This is a genomic window from Streptomyces sp. NPDC048172 (genome assembly GCF_043202595.1).
In the GTDB taxonomy this organism is placed as follows: domain Bacteria; phylum Actinomycetota; class Actinomycetes; order Streptomycetales; family Streptomycetaceae; genus Streptomyces.
Map to the genome: position 1 here is coordinate 456,190 of NZ_JBIDAT010000003.1, position 18,211 is coordinate 474,400.

Genomic DNA, 18,211 nt, shown 5'->3' on the forward strand with positions numbered 1-18,211 from the left:
CCGTCAGGTCCGGTCCGGAGGGTCCGTCAGGTCCGGTCCGGGCTCGGCCCGGGGTTCGGTACCGGTCAGTGCCGTCCGGCGAGGTGCGCGGGCACCTCGTCCGGGCGGACGACGTCCGGCAGCCCGAAGGCCGTGAACAGCGCGTCGCCGAAGAACGCGCCGACGTGCGCGACCTGGCCCTTGTGCAGGGTGAGCACCTGGATGTGGAACGGGTGGTAGCTGCCGTCCTCCTGGAGGCTGTAGAGCCCGAAGGCGGGCTGGCCGTTGGCCGACGTGGGCAGCATGAGGCCCTGGTCCGGGCCGATGGGGCACTGGTGGGTGATGAGCTGCACGATGTCCTCGCGGCCGCGGAACCACTGCGGGAACGGGGGCATCTCCCAAACGGCGTCTTCCTTGAACAGGTCGACGATCGCTGTGACGTCCGACTTCTCGAACGCCGTCGCGTACCGGTCGAGGAGGTCCCGCATGGCCGGGTCGGTGGGCTCCGTGAGCTCCTCCTCCACCGGCGACGCCTGTTCGAGCTGGGCGCGGGCCCGCTGAAGGGCGCTGTTGACGCTCGCCGTCGTCGAGTCGAGCAGCTCGGCCACCTCGGCCGCGCGCCACTTGAGCACGTCGCGCAGCAGGAGCACAGCCCGCTGCCGGGCCGGCAGATGCTGGAGCGCCGCCACGAGCGCCAGGCGCATGCTGGACTTCGACACGACGACGGAGGCCGGGTCGGAGGGCTGGTCGCCGCTGAACATCGTGTCCGGTATCGGCTCCAGCCAGGGCACCTCGGGGGACTCCGAGACGGGGCGCTCCGGGTCGCTGGGCGCGCCGATGCCCGAGGGCATGGGGCGGCGGCCGCGCTGCTCGATCGCGGTCAGGCACGCGTTCGTCGCGATGCGGTACAGCCACGTGCGGAGCGAGGAACGCCCCTCGAACCGGTCGCTCGCGCGCCAGGCGCGCAGATACGTGTCCTGGACCAGGTCCTCGGCGTCGTGGACCGACCCGAGCATGCGGTAGCAGTGCGCCAGCAGCTCGTTGCGGTAAGGGCGTGCACGCTCCAGCAGGTCATCGGCTGTGGAGCCGCCTGGGGAGACGGAATCGGTGGGTGGCGTCTCTGCCATCGTCCTGGCCTCTCGTCCTTCTCGTCCTGCGCCGCTGAGCGATGACCGCCCCGGAATGTTTCGATGCTCGGAATATAGAAGAAGGGACTGACAACGCCGGTCCGGAGCGGACCGGGGCTGACGGTCGCGGGCCTGGTTCCGCCCGTATCGGCGCAGCCCAGTCTGCTCTCTCGACGGCCGTGGCGGGGGCGGTTCCCCTCCGAGAAGTGGTGGTTGCGCTCCGTCGCGCCCCCGGCGCGCGAGGTTTACGGGCAGCGCCCTTTTGTCACCACGCTACTCGGGACCCTCCTCCAGCACCTCCGCTGCGGCAGGGTCGAGGACCCGCGCGAGGAAGGACCGGGTACGCGCGTGCTGCGGCTCGCCCACGACCTGCTCCGGCGGTCCCTCCTCCACGACCGCCCCCGCGTCCATGAAGATCACGCGGTCGGCGACCTCCCGCGCGAAGCTCATCTCGTGGGTGACGACGAGCATCGTCATCCCCTCCTGGGCGAGCTTGCGCATGACAGCCAGCACATCGCCGACCAGTTCGGGGTCGAGGGCGGAGGTCGGCTCGTCGAAGAGCATCAGTTCAGGTCCCATGGAGAGCGCACGCGCGATGGCGACCCTCTGCTGCTGGCCGCCCGAGAGCTGAGCCGGGTAGACGTGCTCCTTCTCGGTCAGGCCGACGCGCCGGAGATTGCGCCGCGCCACTTCCTCCGCCTCCGCCTTGCCGTGCCCCAGGACGCGACGCTGGGCGATCGTCAGATTGCCCAGCGCGGTCAGATGCGGGAACAGGTTGAACGCCTGGAAGACCATGCCGATGCGCCGCCGTACGCCGTCGATGTCGACGTCCGGGTCGGTCACCTCTTCCCCCGCGACCCTGACGACACCCGATGTCGGCTCCTCCAGCAGGTTCACGCAGCGCAGCAGCGTCGACTTTCCCGAACCCGAGGGGCCGATCACGCACACCACCTCGCCGCGCCGCACGGTGATGTCGATGCCCTTGAGCACCTCCAGCTCGCCGAAGGACTTGTGCAGCCCGGTCACCTCGATCGCCGGTCCGGAGGTGTCCGACGGCGTGTCCATGGACGTCTCCAAACCGGTCACCGGGCCTTCGCCGTACGGGCTTCGAGGCGCCGCACCAGATGGCCGAGGGGCAGGGTGATCGCCAGGTAGAAGAGCCCGGCGATCAGGATGGGGGTCAGGCTGCGGTGCTGGTTGAGCGCGTCCCGCCCGAACTTGGCCAGCTCGTACTGGTCCATCGACAGGCCCAGCAGGTAGACCAGGGAGGAGTCCTTGGTGAGCAGGATCAGTTCGTTGGCCAGCGGGGGCAGCACGATGCGGAACGCCTGCGGGATGACGATGGAGACCATCGCGCGGGGCTGGGACATCCCTAGCGACCGAGCGGCCTCTGTCTGGCCCCGGGGCACCGCCTGGATGCCCGCGCGGATGGTCTCCGCCATGTAGGCCGCGCCGACGAGGCCGAGCGCGAGCATCACCGTCACGTACTGGTTGATGGACACCTGGAACGCCAGCGGCACGCCGAAGCCCAGGGCGATGAAGACCAGCAGGGCCGGTACGCCGCGGAAGAACTCGATGTAGCCGACCGCCAGCCAGCGGTACGGCGGCACCTTCGACAGGCGCATCAGCGCCAGCAGCAGCCCCAGCGCCAGGCCGAAGCTGAAACCGAGCACCGTATAGACGACGGTGTTGACCAGCGCGGTGGTGACGACCTCGGGGAACTGCGCCTTGGCGACGTCCAGGTCGAAGAACGCGCGCCGCAGCTCGCCCCAGTCGGCCGCGAGCGCGAAGGCGAGGACGACGAGGGCGAGGAGCGTGTACTGGCCGGTCCGGATGAGGCGGGTGCGCTGGCGGCGCTTCACCGCGTCGGCTCCTTGCCGAACCACTTCTTGTAGATCTTGTCGTAACGTCCGTCGGCCTTGGCCTTCTTCAGGCTCTTGTTGATCTGCTTGCGCAGCGCGTCGTTGCCGGTGCGGACGCCCACGCCGTACTTCTCGCCGGTGTCGAACTCGGCGGTGACCTCGGTGTCCGGATTCTTCTTGACGTAGTCGTAGAGCACACCGTTGTCGTTGATGCCCGCGTCGACCTGCCCCGTCTTCACGGCGGTGAGCAGCAGGCCGAGGTCCTCGAACTGGACGGTCTTGGCGCCCTTGGCGTGCTTCTTCGCGTACTCCTCGCCCGTGGTGGCCTGCTGGACGCCGAGCTTCTTGCCCTTGAGGTCACTGAGCGCGTCGTAGCCCTTGCCCTTCTTGACCAGCAGGGCCTGGGTGGCTTCGAAGTAGGAGTTCGAGAAGTCCAGGTTCTTGTCGCGCACAGGAGTGATCGTCATCCCCGCGGCGGCGAGGTCGCACTTGCTCGCGTTCAGGTCCTCACCGGACTGGATGCCCTCGAAGGGGGTGTCGACGATCTCCTGCGTGACGTCGAGGTCCTTGGCGATGAGATCGACCAGGTCGACATCGAAGCCGACGATTTCCTTGCCCTTCCTGAACTGGAAGGGCGCGTACGGGAGATGGGTGCAGGTCTTGAGCTTGCCGGAGGAGACCAGCTCGACGTCGGTGCCGCTCCCGCCCGAGGACTTGGTGCTGGAACAGGCGACGAGAGTGGTGACGAGGGCGGCGGACGCGAATGCCGCAGTGAGCGGCTTCCAGGGCTTACGCGCGGATCGTACGGACACAGCGCCTCCAGGAGTGGGTGTGCCACCAGGGAGTCCGACCAGACCGGTAAGTTCCGTGCATCCTGCCACCGGATCCGCGCGGGCGGATCCGCCGCGTACATTGCGAGGAGATAACGGCCCGTCAGTCGAACGTCCTGTCACACTCCAGCTCTGCCCACACCGCGTGCCCTGTCACTCCTTGGCCGTTCTGACCGGCCGGATGTCCCGGGCGTATCCCCCAGTCGTCGGCGAGGACGCTGACGAGGAGGAGTCCGCGTCCGCTCTCGCCGTCGCTGTCGCCCTCCGGCGTGCCGTCGGCACAGTCCGGGCATATGTGCTCGCAGCCGCCACCCTCGTCCGTCACCTCCAGACGCAGGCGCACGCCTATGACCCACAGCTCGCAACTTATCTTGTTGCTGTCGGTGTGCCGGACGGCGTTGGTGAACAGCTCGGACATGAGCAACTGGGCATCGGCGCAGGACTCCTCGTCCACGTGCCATCCGCGCAGTCGGTCGAGCACGCGTGATCGGGCCTCGGACACGGAGCTGTCGCGGGCAGGGAGATGGAAGGCGTCCCGGTGAGGACGGGCCATCAGGGCACCGTCAGACCGGTGGTCTAAAGGCAGGGCGTCATGGGGGGCAGCCACAGCTCTACTATGCGGTTCGTCACTCGCGTATGGCAAGGATCAGTCTGTGAATTGCAGAACGGTTCCGTGCAGGGTGTCTTTGGAGTTGGTTGCCGTGCCAAACTGCCTCTGTAAGAAGACAGTTGGAAGGGAGCGGCAGTGCCGGACTCGCGGACGGGTGGTGGCGGTGGAGCACCCACCGTGCTGCGCATCGTGCTGGGCAAGAGGCTTCAGCAGCTGCGCGACAAGGCGGGTCTGTCCTACGAGCAGGCGGCGAGGGCCCTGGATGTCACCCACGCCACCGTGCGCAGGATGGAGAAGGCCGAGGTCGGCCTGAAGGTTCCGTACGTCGAGAAGCTGCTGCGCACGTACGGCGTGAGCGACCCCTCCGAGATCGAGGGGTTCGTCTCGCTGGCCCGGGAGGCGAACCAGCCCGGCTGGTGGCACCGCTACCGCGACGTGACGCCCGAGTGGTTCAGCGTCTTCGTCAGCCTGGAGACCGAGTCCCACGAGATCCGTGCCTACGAGCCGCACTACATCCCCGGACTGGTCCAGACCGAGAACTACGCGCGTGCGGTCCTGCGCGCGGGCATGCCGCACGCCCCCGAGGGCGAGATCAAGCGGCAGGTGGCGCTGCGCCTGGAGCGGCAGGCCCTGCTCAGCCGGGAGAACCCGCCCATGCTGTGGGTGGTCATGGACGAGACGGTGCTGCGCCGTCCGATCGGCGGGGCCGAGGTGATGCGCGAGCAGATCGACCACCTCATCGAGGTGTCGGAGCAGACGCACATCCAGCTCCAGCTCATGCCGTACAGCGCGGGACCGCATCCCGCCATGTACGGGCCCTTCCATCTGTTCCGGTTCCCTCAGGAGGAACTTCCTGACGTCGCCTGCGCGGAGAGCCTGGTGGGTGCGGTCTATTTCGACCAGATCGACGACGTCTCGGGGTTCCGGGAGGCGCTCGACCGGATGTGCGCCCAGGCCGTGCCTCTGTCGCGGACCCGGGCGACCCTCACTGCACTGCGCAAGGAGATCTGAACCATGGGTCGTATCTACAACGGAATGCCCGCCAAACACCTGGGCAGCGAGGGCTGGCACAAGCCGTGGAGCGGTGGCAACGGCGGGAGCTGCGTGGAAGCGCTCATGCTGGCGGACGGCCGTGTCGCGCTGCGCCAGTCCACCGACCCGGACGGGCCCGCGCTGATCTGCAGCCGTCACGACATCACGACCTTCGTCCTGGGCGCGAAGGAGGGCAAGGCCGACTTCCTGGTCGCCTGACGCGCGTACGACCACTGCCGCGCTCCCGTGCGGCGAACCCCGGGCGGGCCGTCGTGGAACGGCCCGCCCGGACGTTTTTCTCGCGCCCTTACGCCTCTTGCGCCCCTTGGACTCCGCTGCCGTCCGGGGAGAGTGTCGAGAAGACGAAGGAGAACTCCGCCGGCCCGACGTCCAGCCGGTGTTCCGGAAGCACGCCCGGGCCGCACGACTGCGAGCCGATGCCGTGCATGCCGTGGTCGAGGTTGACCCAGACGGTGTCACCGGCGACCAGATCGGTGGTGTGCCGCGCGGCGTCCAGGTGCTCGCTCGTCCACCGGCGCGCGGTGAACCAGAACGGCGCCGGATCCGCCTCCACGCGGAGCCCCTCTCCGCCCGGCCGGTCGGTGAGCTCCGCCCAGCGGACGTCCGTACGGGCCCCGTTCTCCTGCGGCCGTACGTAGTCGGTCTGCATGCCGTCCACCGTGCTGTGCCAGCGGCCGGTCATCGACGCGGCGCACGTGTCCGGGTACGCCTCGCCGGGCCCGCCGCCGAACCACCTGGCGTGCCCGTAGGCGGCGGGCAGGCCCAGCCGCACGCCGAGCCGCGGCAGCGGGAAGTCCCAGTCGCCCTCCGGCTCCACGGAGACGCGCAGACGGAGCACCCCGGACGTGGCGGTCCAGCGGTAGACGGCGCGCAGCGCCAGCGGGCTGGCCGCCGCTGCCACCCGCGTACGGACGACGAGCGCGTCCCCGTCGGCCTCCACGGCGTCGGTTCGGTGCGTCATCCGGTGCAGCCCGTGCGAGCGCCACAGGGGCCCGTGACGGGTGTCCGGCTGCCAGGGCGCACCGTCGTCGTTGTCGGTGGTCGCACGCCAGACGTCGAGCCGGGGGCCGGACAGCCGGAGACCGTCGAGACGGCGCAGAACGCCGCTGTCCGGGGCGAAGACGCCCGGGCCGAGCCGGAGGACGTCGTCCTCCCGCCGGGGCGCCATGAGGGCGCCTCGCGGCCCCGCGGAGCCCTCGTTCCCGGCGACGGGCCCGGGAACCTGGCCCCAGGCGACCGTATGGCCCCGCTCGGCCCACGGGGTGTCCTGGGCGAGCTCGGCCCGGACCGTCCAGCCGGTCTCTCCGGTCCGGTCGCTCCCCGGGGGTGCGGGGAGGGTGACGTCGACGGACTCGCCGGGAGCGACGGCGGGTTCGGGCAGCTCCAGCCGTCCGGTCGCGACGGCCTCTCCGTCGATCTGCCAGGACCAGGTGAACGCGAGGGCGGAGAGGTCGGCGAAGTCGTGCCCGTTGGTGACCTTCACGGTGCCGGGCTCCGCGCCCGGCACGATCCTGACGGGCTCGATCACCTTCTTGAACTCGACCAGCCCGGGGGAGGGGGTGCGGTCCGGGAGGAGGAGGCCGTCGCAGACGAAGTTTCCGTCGTGCGGGTCCTCTCCGAAGTCGCCTCCGTAGGCGAAGTGTGTCCGCCCGTCCGGGGTGCGCTTGGGCAGCCCATGGTCGATCCATTCCCAGACGAACCCGCCCTGGCAGCGCTCGTACGTCTCGAAGATCCGCTGGTAGTCGGCGAGAGCGCCCGGCCCGTTGCCCATGGCGTGCGCGTACTCGCACAGGATGAACGGAAGGGTCCTGCGCCGCTCGTCCTGTTCCGGTTTGCCCATCGGCGGCTCTTCGCGCCGTCCGATCTGCTCGACCTCCTCGTGCGGGAGGTACATGCGCGAGTAGAAGTCGCTGTCCGGATAGACGTAGTCGTTCTCGTAGTGCAGCGGGCGTGACGGGTCGCGCTCGCGGATCCAGCGGGCCATCGCGGAGATGCCACGGCCACCGCCGGACTCGTTGCCCAGGGACCAGATCACGACGGAGGGATGGTTCTTGTCGCGCTCGACCATCCTGGCGGCACGGTCGAGCAGGGCCGGTGTCCACTCCTCGGTGTCGACCGGGTTGGTCACGTCCTTCAGGGCGAGGAAACCGTGCGTCTCCAGGTCGCACTCGTCGATGACCCACAGGCCGAGTTCGTCGCACAGGTCGAGGAAGGCGGGGTGCGGCGGATAGTGGCTGGTGCGCACGGCGTTCACGTTGTGCCGCTTCATCAGTTCGAGGTCGTGCCGCATGGTCGCCTCGTCCACGGCACGTCCCGTCTCCGGATGGAACTCGTGCCGGTTGACGCCCCGGAGCAGGACGCGCCTGCCGTTCACCTTGAACAGGCCGTCCTCGACCACCGCCGTGCGGAAGCCGACGCGCAGCGGAACGCGCTCGCCCTCGGTGGCCAGTTCGCCCTCGTACAGACGGGGCGTCTCGGCCGTCCAGGGCTCGACGGGGATGTCGGCGGTCTCGCCCGTCGCCAGATCGAGCCCCAGCTCCGGGACGGTGACCCGGCCGCCCGGCTCGCAGTCGACCCGCAAGGTGCCGCGCCCGGTGGTGTGGTCGTAGCCCGCGTGCACCTGGAAGTCGGTGACGGCCCCGGGCGGGCGGTGCAGCAGGGTGACGTCCCGGAAGATGCCGGGCAGCCACCACATGTCCTGGTCCTCCAGGTAGCTTCCCGCCGACCATTGGTGGACACGGACGGCCAGGACGTTGCCGCGCGGCCGCAGCAGGGGGCCGACGGCGAACTCGTGGGGAAGCCGGGAGCCCTGGAAGGTGCCCAGCTCCTGTCCGTTGAGCCAGACACGGGCGCAGGACTCGACCCCGTCGAAACGGAGCAGGGTCTCGCCCTCGGCCCCCGGCCCGGCGGGCCAGCCGTCGGGCAGGTCGAAGACGCGGCGGTGGTCGCCCGTCGGGTTCTCGTCGGGAACGCGTGGCGGGTCCACGGGGAAGGGATACGGGACGTTGGTGTACGCGGGCGAGCCGTGGCCGTGCAGTACCCAGTGGGACGGAACGGGCAGTTCGGCCCAGCCGGAGTCGTCGAAACCGTCCCGGACGAAGGCGTCGTCCTGACCGTCGGCCGACGGGGACAGCCGGAACCGCCAGTCCGTTCCGTTCAGGCTCAGGTCTCGCGCGTCCGTACGCGCGGTCCAGGCGCGCGCGGGGAGGCTTCCGGTGCCGGGAGAGACATCCTCGTAGTAGGGGGTCTGACGCTGCCCGGACGGGCGGGAGGTGGTCATACGTCTCCTCGGTGGTTCTCGGTCACCTCTGGATCATCGTTTCCGGACCGCCGCCCTGTCACCGGTGCCTCCGGCCTGGACGTGTCCTTGGCGCCTTGCGCTGTCCGTACCGTCCGGATTCACGTCGCCCTCTGTGAGGGTGGCATGACAGAGTGACGGGATGACGATGCCGCCGTCGAGCCAGCCGCCGTCGGGCAGCCAGCCGCCCGGCTCACCACCACCCGGTGGCTTCGGGCCGCCTGGCTCGGGCAGCTTCGGTCCGCCTGGGCAAGGTGGTTGGCGGTCATCGGGGGACGGGCCGCGCAAGGGGCGGATCGTGGCGGGCGCGGTGGTCGCGGGCGTGCTCGCGCTGTCGCTGCTGACCGCGGGAATCCTCTTCCTCGCCGGGGGCGACGGCGAGGGGCGCGCGGTGAGCGACGCTCCCGTGGACGGGAGTTCGTCGGCCGGGGCGGCGCCGGGCGGGGGAGGAGCCTCCGGTCCGGACGCGACACCCACCGGTGACCCTGTGCCGGACGACGACGGCGCTGCCACCGATTTTCCCGATCCGGACCCCTCGGGCGCGCTGCCGACCGGTGACCCCGGGGACGGCGCGAGTGACATCACGCTTCCCTCGTTCCTCTTGAGAAAGGGCGCCTGCTACGACCTTTCGGGCAAGCGGGAGGGGCAGGTGGAGACCCGCGACTGCGCTGCGGCACACGACGCCGAAGTGGTCGCGCGGAAGAGGATCCAAGGGAGCTTCGAGAAGGACGCCGCGGTGGCGGAGAAGGCCGAGTCCCTGTGCCGCCCTGTCCTGCGGACCACGGCCAAGCGTCAGCCCGGTGGAACGGTGGGCGGCACTCTCGTCTCTTATCCCAAGGCCGAGGGCGTGAACGCGGGGCTCGACCGCGTGACGTGCAGTCTGACGGCGGGCAAGGGCAAGAAGCTGCACAAGCCGCTGAGGTGACTCCTCGAACGGCGCGTCAGGGCGTGTAGGGATCTTCGCGCGGCGGAAGCACCCATACGGCACCTCTGTTCACCCCTGTCCCCATGCCCCTTTGCCACAAGGGTCGTTGAGTCCGAAAACACCTGTCGCGGGGTTGGCATGGACACGGCTCAACGCGGGTAGATTGGCGTGACCGGTGTGACAGATGTTCCCTCCATGCCCCACCCATGTGAGAGGTTCCATGAAGCTGCGCAGATGGGCGTCCACGGCTACAGCCGCGGTCGCGTTCCTCGGACTGTCCCTGATCGGGGCCGCTCCCGCCAACGCGGAGGAAGCCGCCCCCTCGTACGTCGCTCTCGGCGACTCCTACTCCTCCGGCGTGGGCGCCGGAGACTATGAATCCGGTGACTGCAAACGGAGCGCCAACGCGTATCCGAAGCTGTGGAGCGCGGCCAACTCGCCCGCCTCCTTCGACTTCACCGCCTGCTCGGGCGCGCGTACCTCCGATGTGCTGTCCAACCAGCTCGGCCCGCTGAACGACGGGACCGGACTGGTCAGTATCAGCATCGGCGGCAACGACGCGGGCTTCGCGGACGCCATGCAGACCTGTGTGCTCCAGGGCGAGAGCGCCTGTCTGACGCGGATACAGGAAGCGCGCGACTACATTGCCAATACGCTGCCGGGCAAGCTCGACACGGTCTACGACGCCATTCGCGAGAAGGCTCCCAACGCGAAGGTCGCCGTGCTCGGTTACCCCCACATCTACAAGCTTCAGGGCGACTGCAACGTCGGCATCAGCGAGAAGTCCCGGGAGGCCGTCAACGCCGCCTCGGACGACCTCAACGACGTGACGGCCAAGCGCGCCGCCGACCACGGGTTCGGCTTCGGTGACGTGCGTCCGGCGTTCGGCGGGCACGAGATCTGCTCGGGCGACGAGTGGCTGCACAGCGTCACTGTCCCGGTCGACGAGTCGTACCACCCCACTGCCGCCGGTCAGTCCGGTGGCTACCTGCCCGTGCTGGACAGCCTCGGCTGACCCGCACAGCTCCGGATCCGCGCCACCCTGACCCACACCGGCAGGGGCCGCGCGGAAGGCGGTGGCCCAAGGGCGACGGACCGCACCGGACGCACGAACCATACGGACCGCACGAACCATACGAACCGTACGGGTCGTCCACATCGCCGTCCCCGCACCCTGACGCGGGGACGGCGATGTGCTGCCGTTCGACGGCCGCCGGGCTCAGCCCGACGCCTCGGCGCCCTCCAGCGCGACCGCGAGGGCCGAGGCGGGGTCGTGCTCGGCGCTTCCGGCGGGCCACCAGCGGCCCCGCTCCTTCCGGTACGGCCACCACCGTCCGTCCCGCCCGCACCGTAGCTGTGCGTCCGCGCCGACGACGGTCCACCGGTTGCCGGAGGCCCGGAGCCGGGGGCGAGCGTCGTCGTCGGCCCACGCGGCATCCACCTGGGTGCGTGCCCGCGCGAGGACCGTTTCCTCGGGCGAGCCGGACGACGAGTCCTCCTCCAGGACCTCCAGCGCCACCGCGCCCCCGAACTCCCAGGCGCGCACGGCAGGTCCGAGGTCGCGCTCCGGACGGCCGCAGCCCTCGGCGAGCCGCGCGGTGACGCTCCGGCCCGGACGGGACGAGGCCAGCCGCACCGCGTCCTGCCAGCGCGTCAGCGGCGCCGGTACGGGACGCCGCGCGTGCGCCGGGGACAGTGCCTCCGCGAGCGTGCGGCGCGCGCGCTCGGCCGTGTCCGCCGCGAGCAGCTCCAAGGCCCCGACATCGACGCCAGGAGCCTCCGTGCCGCCGTCGAAGACGGCGACGCGGGCATCGTCCGTCACGGGCGGCAGAGGCCCGGGAAGCGGCGGCAGGACCGCTCCGAGGGCGTACGCCTCCTGCGCGGGAACGCCCTCCGGCTCGTCGCCCCCGTCCTGCGCCGCCCGTTGCTGTTCTCCGGCCGCCTCCGCCGCCCTCGCCGCGCTGCGCGCCTGGAGGTCGTCCAGCACCTCGCGCTCGCCCCGGCCGCGCATGAGCAGCAGGACGAACGGATCCTCGTCGAGGAGACGGGCCACCTGGTAGCTGAGCGCGGCCGTGTGGTGGCAGTGGTCCCAGGCGTCGCAGGTGCAGGCCGGTTCCAGGTCGCCGATGCCCGGGAGGAGCTCGATCCCGGCATCGGAGGCGTCCTCCGCGAGGGTGGGCGGCATGTCGCGGTCCAGAAGGGCCGCGATGTGTCCGGCCTCGTTCGCGATCACCTCCAGGAGCCGGTCCCACTCGTCCTCGCCCAGCTCGCGCAGGAGCACGTCCGCACGGAACGGGACCCGGTCGGCGCCGAGCACCATCGCGGTGATGCGCCCCGGGCGCACCGAGACCGCGCCCACCGCGCCCTCGCGTGCGTACTTGCGGCCCTGGCGGAGCTGTTGGTTGTCCAGCGCCGTGTCCTCCAGCGCCTTCAGCCATGTCTGGCCCCACCATGTACGGGCGAAGCCGCGCCCCCGCGCGGGCGGCAGCGCCTCGAAGATCCGCTCCAGCTCCGACGCCTTGTCCCGGGGCATGTCGTCGTGCTCGCTCATCGCTCGTCCCTCCGCAGCTCGACGAGCTCGGCCAGCTCGGCGTCGGACAGTTCGGTCAGTGCGCCTTCGCCCGAACCGAGCACGGCGTCGGCCAGTGCCTGCTTGCGCCGCAGCATCTCGGCGATACGGTCCTCGATCGTCCCCTCCGTGATGAGCCGGTGCACCTGTACGGGCCGGGTCTGTCCGATGCGGTACGCGCGGTCGGTGGCCTGTGCCTCGACGGCGGGGTTCCACCAGCGGTCGAAATGGATGACATGTTCGGCCCGGGTCAGATTGAGTCCCGTACCGGCGGCCTTGAGCGACAGGAGGAACACCGGAACGCTCCCCTCCTGGAAACGCCGCACCATGTCCTCGCGTTCGGCGACGGGCGTCCCTCCGTGCAGACACTGCGTGGGAACACCCCGCGTGGCGAGGTGCCGCTCCAGAAGGCGCGCCATCTGTACGTACTGGGTGAACACCAGAACGCTCGCGTCCTCGGCGAGGATCGTGTCCAGGAGCTCGTCCAGCAGTTCCAGCTTCCCCGAGCGGCCGGGCAGCCGCGGCCGGTCCTGCTCCTTGAGGTACTGCGCGGGATGGTTGCAGATTTGTTTGAGCGAGGTGAGCAGCCGGACGACCAGGCCGCGCCGGGTGAATCCCTCCGTCCCGGACAGCTCCGCGAGGGACTCGCGGACCACGGCCTCGTACAGACCGGCCTGTTCGGCGGTGAGGGAGACGGCGCGGTCGGTCTCCGTCTTGGGCGGCAGCTCCGGCGCGATGCCCGGATCCGTTTTGTGCCGCCTCAGTAGGAAGGGACGCACGAGTCGTGCCAGCCGTTCGGTGGCCGCCGGGTCGGTGCCTCCCTCCGCCGCGTCGGCGTAGCGCCTGCGGAAGGTGCCGAGCCGTCCCAGCAGCGAGGGTGTCGTCCAGTCGAGGATGGACCACAGCTCGGAGAGGTTGTTCTCCACGGGCGTGCCGGTGAGGGCGACGCGTGCCTGGGCGGGAATGGTGCGCAGCGCCTTGGCCGTCGCGGAGAGGGAGTTCTTCACGTGCTGTGCCTCGTCGGCCACGACCATGCCCCAGGGGGCTCCGGGACTCGGTGCCCCCAGCCGTTCCGCGTCCAGCCGCATGGTGCCGTAGGTGGTCAGCACGAACTCGCCGTCCGCCAGTGTCTCCAGACTGCGCGAGGGACCGTGGTAGCGCCGTACGGGCGTGCCCGGGGCGAACCGTTCGATCTCGCGCTGCCAGTTGCCCATCAGCGAGGTCGGACAGATGACAAGGGTCGGCCCTGCTGTCTCGGGCCTCTCTTGCCGCTGGAGATGCAGGGCGATGAGGGTGATGGTCTTACCCAGGCCCATGTCGTCGGCGAGACAGGCGCCCAGGCCGAGCGAGGTCATCCGGTGCAGCCAACCCAGCCCGCGGAGCTGATAGTCGCGCAGTGTCGCCTGGAGCGCGGCCGGCTGGGTGGGTGGTGTCCGGTCCTCGCCCTCCGGATCGGCGAGCCGCGCGCGCAGTTCCTCCAGCCATCCGGTCGCCTGGACGTCGACGTGCTTGCCGTCCTGTTCGCTCGTCCCCGTGAGCACGGAGCCCAACGCGTCGAGCATGCCGACCTTGTGGTCCTGCCGCTTGTTCGCCTTGCGGACGGCCTCCGGATCCACCAGCACCCACTGGTCGCGCAGCCGGACGACGGGGCGTCCGGCCTCGGCGAGCTGCTCCAGCTCGGCACGGCTGACCTCGTGGTCGCCGACGGCGAAGCGCCAGTTGAAGCTCAGCAGCGCCTCGGGCGAGAGGAACGAGGGCGGCCCTGAACCGAACCCGCCCGACCCGCGGTGGCCTTGCTCCCCGTCCTCGGAGTCGCCGGGGGTGATCACCGCACGGGCCGTGAGGTTCATGGCCAGCTCCCGTGGCCAGTGCACCTCGACTCCCGCGGCGGCCAGCGCGGAGGCGACCGAGGAGCCCAGCAACTCGGCGATCTCCTCATCGGCCAGTTCCAGCGCGTCCGGCACCGCCGCGGACAGGAGCGGGCTCAGCGCCTCCCAGATGCCCGCGGCCCGGCGCAGGGTCAGCAGCGCGTCCGTACGTGCACGGGGACCGAACCGGTCGCTGACGGACGACGAGCCCGTCCAGACCTCGGCCGCGTCGGCGACGACGGTCGCGTCGGTCAGGCTGTGCACCTGGAGCACCCCGCGGAACCGGGGCGCGGTGTCCCCGCCGCCCTCGGTCTCTCCGCTGCCTCCGGTGAGCCCGTCGACCTCGATCCGGAGCGACAGCCGTACGCCCGCGTCGTGCCCCGCGGCGACTCCCTGCGCCCATCGCCGGAGCTCGGGGAGAGCACGCACGGCTCCCGGGTCCGTGAACGCGCTCCCGCCGAGGGCGAGGGGCGCGGCCGGAGTACGCGGCATCGTGTCCGCGACGGCGTCCACGAACGCCCGTAGCTGCCCTTGAGGAGAGGGGAGACGGAGGGGCTCACCGTCGGCCGGGGAGGAGAGGGGGACGGCGTGCGCGTACGGGGGCATGGCGGCGGCGAGTTCCGCCAGCGCCTCCGTGTCGCCGGGGCCGAGCGGGCCGAGGCGCCAGGCGTCGTGGTCCTCCGAGGTGAGCCCCGGCAGCAGCTTTCCCTGCGCCGTCAGCCGCAGTGCCAGCAGTGCCGCGGCTCCCCAGAATTCCGCCGCCGTACCGGTACGCGCCGCACGCGCCCTGGTCAGCACGGGCAGAGCCTCGTCCATGGTCAGTAGGAGCGCGGGCACGGTGTACATCCCGACCGTGCCGTCCTCGTCCGGGAGCGCGACGGACAGATCCTCCGCGGTGCCGGTCGGGGGCGGGCCCGAAGGGCCGGGAGCGACGGGGGGACTGCCGTCCGGTCGCCAGAAGGCGAGTCGGGAAAGGCGTGGAGGGTCGGCCGTGAGGAGCACGGCCGCGCAGTGCGTGAGCTGGGAAGTCGGGTCGGGCGATGACACGGTCTCTGCCACAGTACTGACGTATTCCTCAAGTTTGACTAGCGCAACAGGGCGGCCGAGAGTACCTCAGGTATGAGCGTGACGGGTAGCGAGGATGGAACCCTTCGGCCCGAAAAAGCGTTCAATGGGGTGAGCGGCAGGTGCCGCTGTGCGGGAGGAGGGATCGAGATGACCAACCGGGGAAAGATCGCTGTCGGCGGAGTGGCCGTGGGGCTGCTCCTGTGGTGGCTGACCTCGTTCTGGATCGCGGTGCTGGTGATCGTCGGTGTGCCGACCGTCGCCTATCTGACGCTGGACCCCTCGCAGCGGAAGAGGCTCCGCCGGGTCAGCCGTAAGGAGCTCGGCCGCTGAGCGTGGCGCCGGAGACTCGGCGGGGGAGGGCGGCGACCACCGTTCCGCGTCGCCCCTGGCCCATGCGGCGGCTCACGCCGCCGGGCGGGGCGCGAGGTCGTCGAGCGCCTTGAGCAGGCCCGGCAGCTCGGGGCCCCGCCCGACCGGAAGGATCTCGCCCGGCGCCTCGTCCGTCAGCACGAACGCGATGTCGTCCGTGCGTGCCACCACGCTCCAGCCGGGGCCGTCCGCACGGAGCGTACGGGCGTCCCCGGAGGCGAAGGCGGAGCGGATCCGTCCAGGCGGAGGAGGACTCTCCACGTAGGCCCGCACTTCTTCGAGCACCCGGCGCACCCCGCTGGGCGGGCCCTCCCCGGGCTCGGTGAACTCGACCTCCTCCTCGACCTGCTCCCGCCACTCGGCCCACTGGAGCGCGATCTGGTCCGCGCCGAGACGCCGCTGCGCCGGGCCCCAGCTCCCCGTGTCGGGCGGGGAGAGCATCGGGGCACCGCTGTCGGTGCCGTCGTCGGGCTCGGGCTCGGGGTCGTGCGGTGCGGGAACTCCTGGCGCCGACACCGCCAGGGCGAGCGGCCAGCCGGGCAGCACAGCGGCGACCGTCCGGTCGTCTGGTGACAGGTCGTACTCCATCCCGCAGTCCCAGGCGGCGACGGCGCAGGCGACCAGCGTCACGTCCTCCGTCGCCACGGTCCAGCGCGCTCCCTGCCCGTCCTGCCCGAGCACGAGCCCGTACCCCTCGGCGAACGGCTCCAGACCCAGCGCCGCACACGCCTCGGGATAGTCGTCGCCGAGCACTCCGGGGAACTGAGCGGGAGTCAGCAGTACGGCGGTGAGCACGTAGAGCGCGTCCTCGTCCGGCTTCTCCGCAGCCTTCTCAGTACCCACCACGCCTCCTGTCAGGACCCCGTTTTCGGGTGCACCATAGCTTCTGGAGTGGGACGGGCAACAGATGCGGGAACACCGACAGAGGGGGCCCGACGTGCGGCGATACGACCGGCTGAAGCAGATCCTGAGCCTCGATCCGGAGCGGGACTGGCTGGAGATCTACCGCATGACGGCGTACTGCGAGTTCCCCTGGGACTTCACACGAGCCCTTGAGTTCGCCCTCTACCGCACCTACGCCGTCCCCAGCATCGGACGGCTGCTCGCGGAGACGGCGGAGCTGACAGACCGCACGCAGAAGCGGTACGACGACACCTCGCTGCTCCTGGACGCGGTCGTCGAGCACGGCTTCGAGCACGAGACCGGGCTCGCCGCGATCCGCCGGATCAACCAGATGCACCGTTCCTACGACATCTCCAACGACGACATGCGCTACGTGCTGTGCACGTTCGTCGTGATGCCGGAGCGCTGGATCGGCCGGTTCGGATGGCGTTCCCTGACCGGCCACGAACTCCGCGCCGGGGCGGCCTACTACCGCACGCTCGGCCGCCACATGGGCATCCGGGACATCCCGGAGACCTTCGCCGACTTCGAGCGATGCCTCGACGACTACGAGGACGCCCATTTCGGCTGGGACGAAGGCGGACGACGGGTCTCCGACGCCACGATCGACCTGGTCGCCTCCTGGTACCCGCGTCCCCTCGCGCCCCTGGTGCGCGGTGCCACGGTGGCGCTGCTGGACGACTCCCTGCTGCGGGCCTTCCGTTACGACCCGCCGCGCCCCGCCGTGCGGAACCTGGTGCGCTGGGCCGTACGCCTGCGCGGACGGGCCGTACGGCTGATGCCGCCGCGCCGCAAGCCGCACTACGGCCGCCAGAACTGGGAGATCCGGAGCTACCCCGGCTACCCGGTCGGCTACGACGTCGCCGACCTCGGAACGTTCCCCGGGACATCCCGTCCGCTCGGCCAGTCCTCGGACAGGCAACGCTCCGGCCCTTCCGCCTGCCCGGTGCCGCACGTGGCCCGGACCGGGCCGCAGGAGGAGCCGCAGGAGGAGAGGCAGGAGCGCCCCAAGGGTCCCTCCTAACGTGTGCGCACCGCCAACGCGAGATAGCGGTCGTCCTCGTCGGCGTACGACACCAGACGCCAGCCCGTCGAGGCGAGCAGGGGGCGGAGATTGGGCTCCGCGCGGACGTCGTCCGCGGTGAGCTGCTGCCCCTTGCGCGCGGCGAGTGCGGCCCTTCCGACGGGGTGGAAGAGGGCGAGCGTGCCCTCCGGGCGTACGACACGGGCGAGTTCGCGCAGGCCAGTGTCCGGGCCGGGGAGGTGGGAGATCAGTCCGGCGCCGAACACCGCGTCCAGGCATGCGTCCCTGAGGGGCAGACGGACGACATCGGCGAGGACGAGTCCCGCACAGGCGTCGCGCCCCTTCCGGACCGCCTCCTCCAGCATGGCGGGCGTGAGATCCGCGCCGAGGACGGTTCCGGACGGGCCGACTGCCGTGCGCAGGGCGGGCAGCGCGCGGCCGGTACCGCATCCGGCGTCCAGAACCGCGCCGCCCTGAGGGAGGGCGATCTCGGACACCGCCGCGGCGTAGGCGGGGCCGTCGTCGGGGAAGCGCGTTTCCCAGGTGGCCGCCCGGGAGTCGAAGAACTCCTGGACGGCAGCTGGATCGTAGGGCGTGTCGTGAGCCATGTGCCCATCATCGCGCGTCATGTGTTCCTCTCCGGATTCATTCCGGTCGATGCCGATCACGTCGGTGTCAACTAAGGGATGCTTCCGGAACATGCCCGAGGCGCATGTCCACCCGAAT

General features: G+C 70.7%; 16 protein-coding genes. 6 read left to right on the top strand and 10 right to left on the bottom strand.

Annotated features, from left to right (window positions below; all coding sequences use genetic code 11):
• Positions 1-65: 65 nt before the first annotated feature.
• The 5 genes from ACGF3A_RS15455 to ACGF3A_RS15475 form a co-directional block, all read right to left on the bottom strand.
• Complete coding sequence (locus tag ACGF3A_RS15455) at positions 66-1,106, bottom strand: sigma-70 family RNA polymerase sigma factor (RefSeq protein WP_393729839.1); 1,041 nt, start codon at positions 1,104-1,106, stop codon at positions 66-68.
• A 273-nt stretch (positions 1,107-1,379) separates the two neighbouring features.
• Entirely contained in the window at positions 1,380-2,171 is a 792-nt protein-coding gene (locus ACGF3A_RS15460) for an amino acid ABC transporter ATP-binding protein (protein WP_393729841.1), read from the bottom strand.
• A gap of 17 nt (positions 2,172-2,188) precedes the next feature.
• Positions 2,189-2,968: an amino acid ABC transporter permease gene (locus ACGF3A_RS15465; protein WP_393729843.1), complete on the bottom strand. Its 780-nt coding sequence runs from the start codon at positions 2,966-2,968 to the stop codon at positions 2,189-2,191.
• Entirely contained in the window at positions 2,965-3,780 is an 816-nt protein-coding gene (locus tag ACGF3A_RS15470) for a basic amino acid ABC transporter substrate-binding protein (RefSeq protein WP_393729845.1), read from the bottom strand. The genes ACGF3A_RS15465 and ACGF3A_RS15470 overlap by 4 nt, the downstream gene beginning before the upstream one ends.
• A 121-nt stretch (positions 3,781-3,901) precedes the next feature.
• Positions 3,902-4,351: an ATP-binding protein gene (locus ACGF3A_RS15475; RefSeq protein ID WP_393729847.1), complete on the bottom strand. Its 450-nt coding sequence runs from the start codon at positions 4,349-4,351 to the stop codon at positions 3,902-3,904.
• A 192-nt stretch (positions 4,352-4,543) separates the two neighbouring features.
• On the opposite strand from ACGF3A_RS15475, the gene ACGF3A_RS15480 reads away from it, so the two are divergent.
• Entirely contained in the window at positions 4,544-5,419 is an 876-nt protein-coding gene (locus ACGF3A_RS15480) for a helix-turn-helix domain-containing protein (RefSeq protein ID WP_393729849.1), read from the top strand.
• Between the two features lie 3 nt (positions 5,420-5,422).
• Positions 5,423-5,659: a DUF397 domain-containing protein gene (locus ACGF3A_RS15485; RefSeq protein WP_393729850.1), complete on the top strand. Its 237-nt coding sequence runs from the start codon at positions 5,423-5,425 to the stop codon at positions 5,657-5,659.
• Positions 5,660-5,747: 88 nt separating this feature from the next.
• Here ACGF3A_RS15485 and ACGF3A_RS15490 read toward each other — a convergent pair whose 3' ends face one another.
• Positions 5,748-8,741 (bottom strand): glycoside hydrolase family 2 TIM barrel-domain containing protein, encoded by a 2,994-nt coding sequence (locus ACGF3A_RS15490; protein ID WP_393729852.1) that lies wholly within the window; start codon positions 8,739-8,741, stop codon positions 5,748-5,750.
• A 316-nt stretch (positions 8,742-9,057) separates the two neighbouring features.
• On the opposite strand from ACGF3A_RS15490, the gene ACGF3A_RS15495 reads away from it, so the two are divergent.
• Both ACGF3A_RS15495 and ACGF3A_RS15500 read left to right on the top strand, forming a co-directional pair.
• Positions 9,058-9,684 (top strand): hypothetical protein, encoded by a 627-nt coding sequence (locus ACGF3A_RS15495; RefSeq protein ID WP_393729854.1) that lies wholly within the window; start codon positions 9,058-9,060, stop codon positions 9,682-9,684.
• A 220-nt stretch (positions 9,685-9,904) separates the two neighbouring features.
• A complete protein-coding gene (locus ACGF3A_RS15500; protein WP_393729856.1) occupies positions 9,905-10,699 on the top strand; it encodes an SGNH/GDSL hydrolase family protein in 795 nt (264 codons plus the stop codon).
• Between the two features lie 204 nt (positions 10,700-10,903).
• Here ACGF3A_RS15500 and ACGF3A_RS15505 read toward each other — a convergent pair whose 3' ends face one another.
• Positions 10,904-12,235, bottom strand: coding sequence for an SWF or SNF family helicase (locus ACGF3A_RS15505; protein WP_393729857.1), 1,332 nt, complete (start codon positions 12,233-12,235; stop codon positions 10,904-10,906).
• Complete coding sequence (locus tag ACGF3A_RS15510; RefSeq protein ID WP_393729859.1) at positions 12,232-15,180, bottom strand: DEAD/DEAH box helicase; 2,949 nt, start codon at positions 15,178-15,180, stop codon at positions 12,232-12,234. The genes ACGF3A_RS15505 and ACGF3A_RS15510 overlap by 4 nt, the downstream gene beginning before the upstream one ends.
• A 156-nt stretch (positions 15,181-15,336) precedes the next feature.
• Between ACGF3A_RS15510 and ACGF3A_RS15515 the strand changes: the two genes are divergently transcribed.
• Complete coding sequence (locus ACGF3A_RS15515; protein ID WP_344525040.1) at positions 15,337-15,519, top strand: hypothetical protein; 183 nt, start codon at positions 15,337-15,339, stop codon at positions 15,517-15,519.
• 72 nt (positions 15,520-15,591) lie between these two features.
• On the opposite strand, the gene ACGF3A_RS15520 is transcribed toward ACGF3A_RS15515, so the two are convergent.
• Positions 15,592-16,404, bottom strand: coding sequence for a hypothetical protein (locus tag ACGF3A_RS15520; RefSeq protein ID WP_393729862.1), 813 nt, complete (start codon positions 16,402-16,404; stop codon positions 15,592-15,594).
• Between the two features lie 91 nt (positions 16,405-16,495).
• Between ACGF3A_RS15520 and ACGF3A_RS15525 the strand changes: the two genes are divergently transcribed.
• The gene (locus tag ACGF3A_RS15525) at positions 16,496-17,485 is read left to right on the top strand and encodes an oxygenase MpaB family protein (protein WP_393729864.1); all 990 of its coding nucleotides are present in this window, start codon (positions 16,496-16,498) and stop codon (positions 17,483-17,485) included.
• On the opposite strand, the gene ACGF3A_RS15530 is transcribed toward ACGF3A_RS15525, so the two are convergent.
• Complete coding sequence (locus ACGF3A_RS15530; RefSeq protein WP_393729866.1) at positions 17,482-18,093, bottom strand: class I SAM-dependent methyltransferase; 612 nt, start codon at positions 18,091-18,093, stop codon at positions 17,482-17,484. The genes ACGF3A_RS15525 and ACGF3A_RS15530 overlap by 4 nt on opposite strands.
• Between the last annotated feature and the right edge of the window lie 118 nt (positions 18,094-18,211).

What these genes read in the sequence shown, in the direction of transcription:
- ACGF3A_RS15455 (WP_393729839.1), bottom strand. Translation starts at nt 1,106, where the DNA reads ATGGCAGAGACGCCACCCACCGATTCCGTCTCCCCAGGCGGCTCCACA.
- ACGF3A_RS15460 (WP_393729841.1), bottom strand. Translation starts at nt 2,171, where the DNA reads ATGGACACGCCGTCGGACACCTCCGGACCGGCGATCGAGGTGACCGGG.
- ACGF3A_RS15475 (WP_393729847.1), bottom strand. Translation starts at nt 4,351, where the DNA reads ATGGCCCGTCCTCACCGGGACGCCTTCCATCTCCCTGCCCGCGACAGC.
- ACGF3A_RS15485 (WP_393729850.1), top strand. Translation starts at nt 5,423, where the DNA reads ATGGGTCGTATCTACAACGGAATGCCCGCCAAACACCTGGGCAGCGAG.
- ACGF3A_RS15490 (WP_393729852.1), bottom strand. Translation starts at nt 8,741, where the DNA reads ATGACCACCTCCCGCCCGTCCGGGCAGCGTCAGACCCCCTACTACGAG.
- ACGF3A_RS15500 (WP_393729856.1), top strand. Translation starts at nt 9,905, where the DNA reads ATGAAGCTGCGCAGATGGGCGTCCACGGCTACAGCCGCGGTCGCGTTC.
- ACGF3A_RS15505 (WP_393729857.1), bottom strand. Translation starts at nt 12,235, where the DNA reads ATGAGCGAGCACGACGACATGCCCCGGGACAAGGCGTCGGAGCTGGAG.
- ACGF3A_RS15515 (WP_344525040.1), top strand. Translation starts at nt 15,337, where the DNA reads ATGACCAACCGGGGAAAGATCGCTGTCGGCGGAGTGGCCGTGGGGCTG.
- ACGF3A_RS15530 (WP_393729866.1), bottom strand. Translation starts at nt 18,093, where the DNA reads ATGGCTCACGACACGCCCTACGATCCAGCTGCCGTCCAGGAGTTCTTC.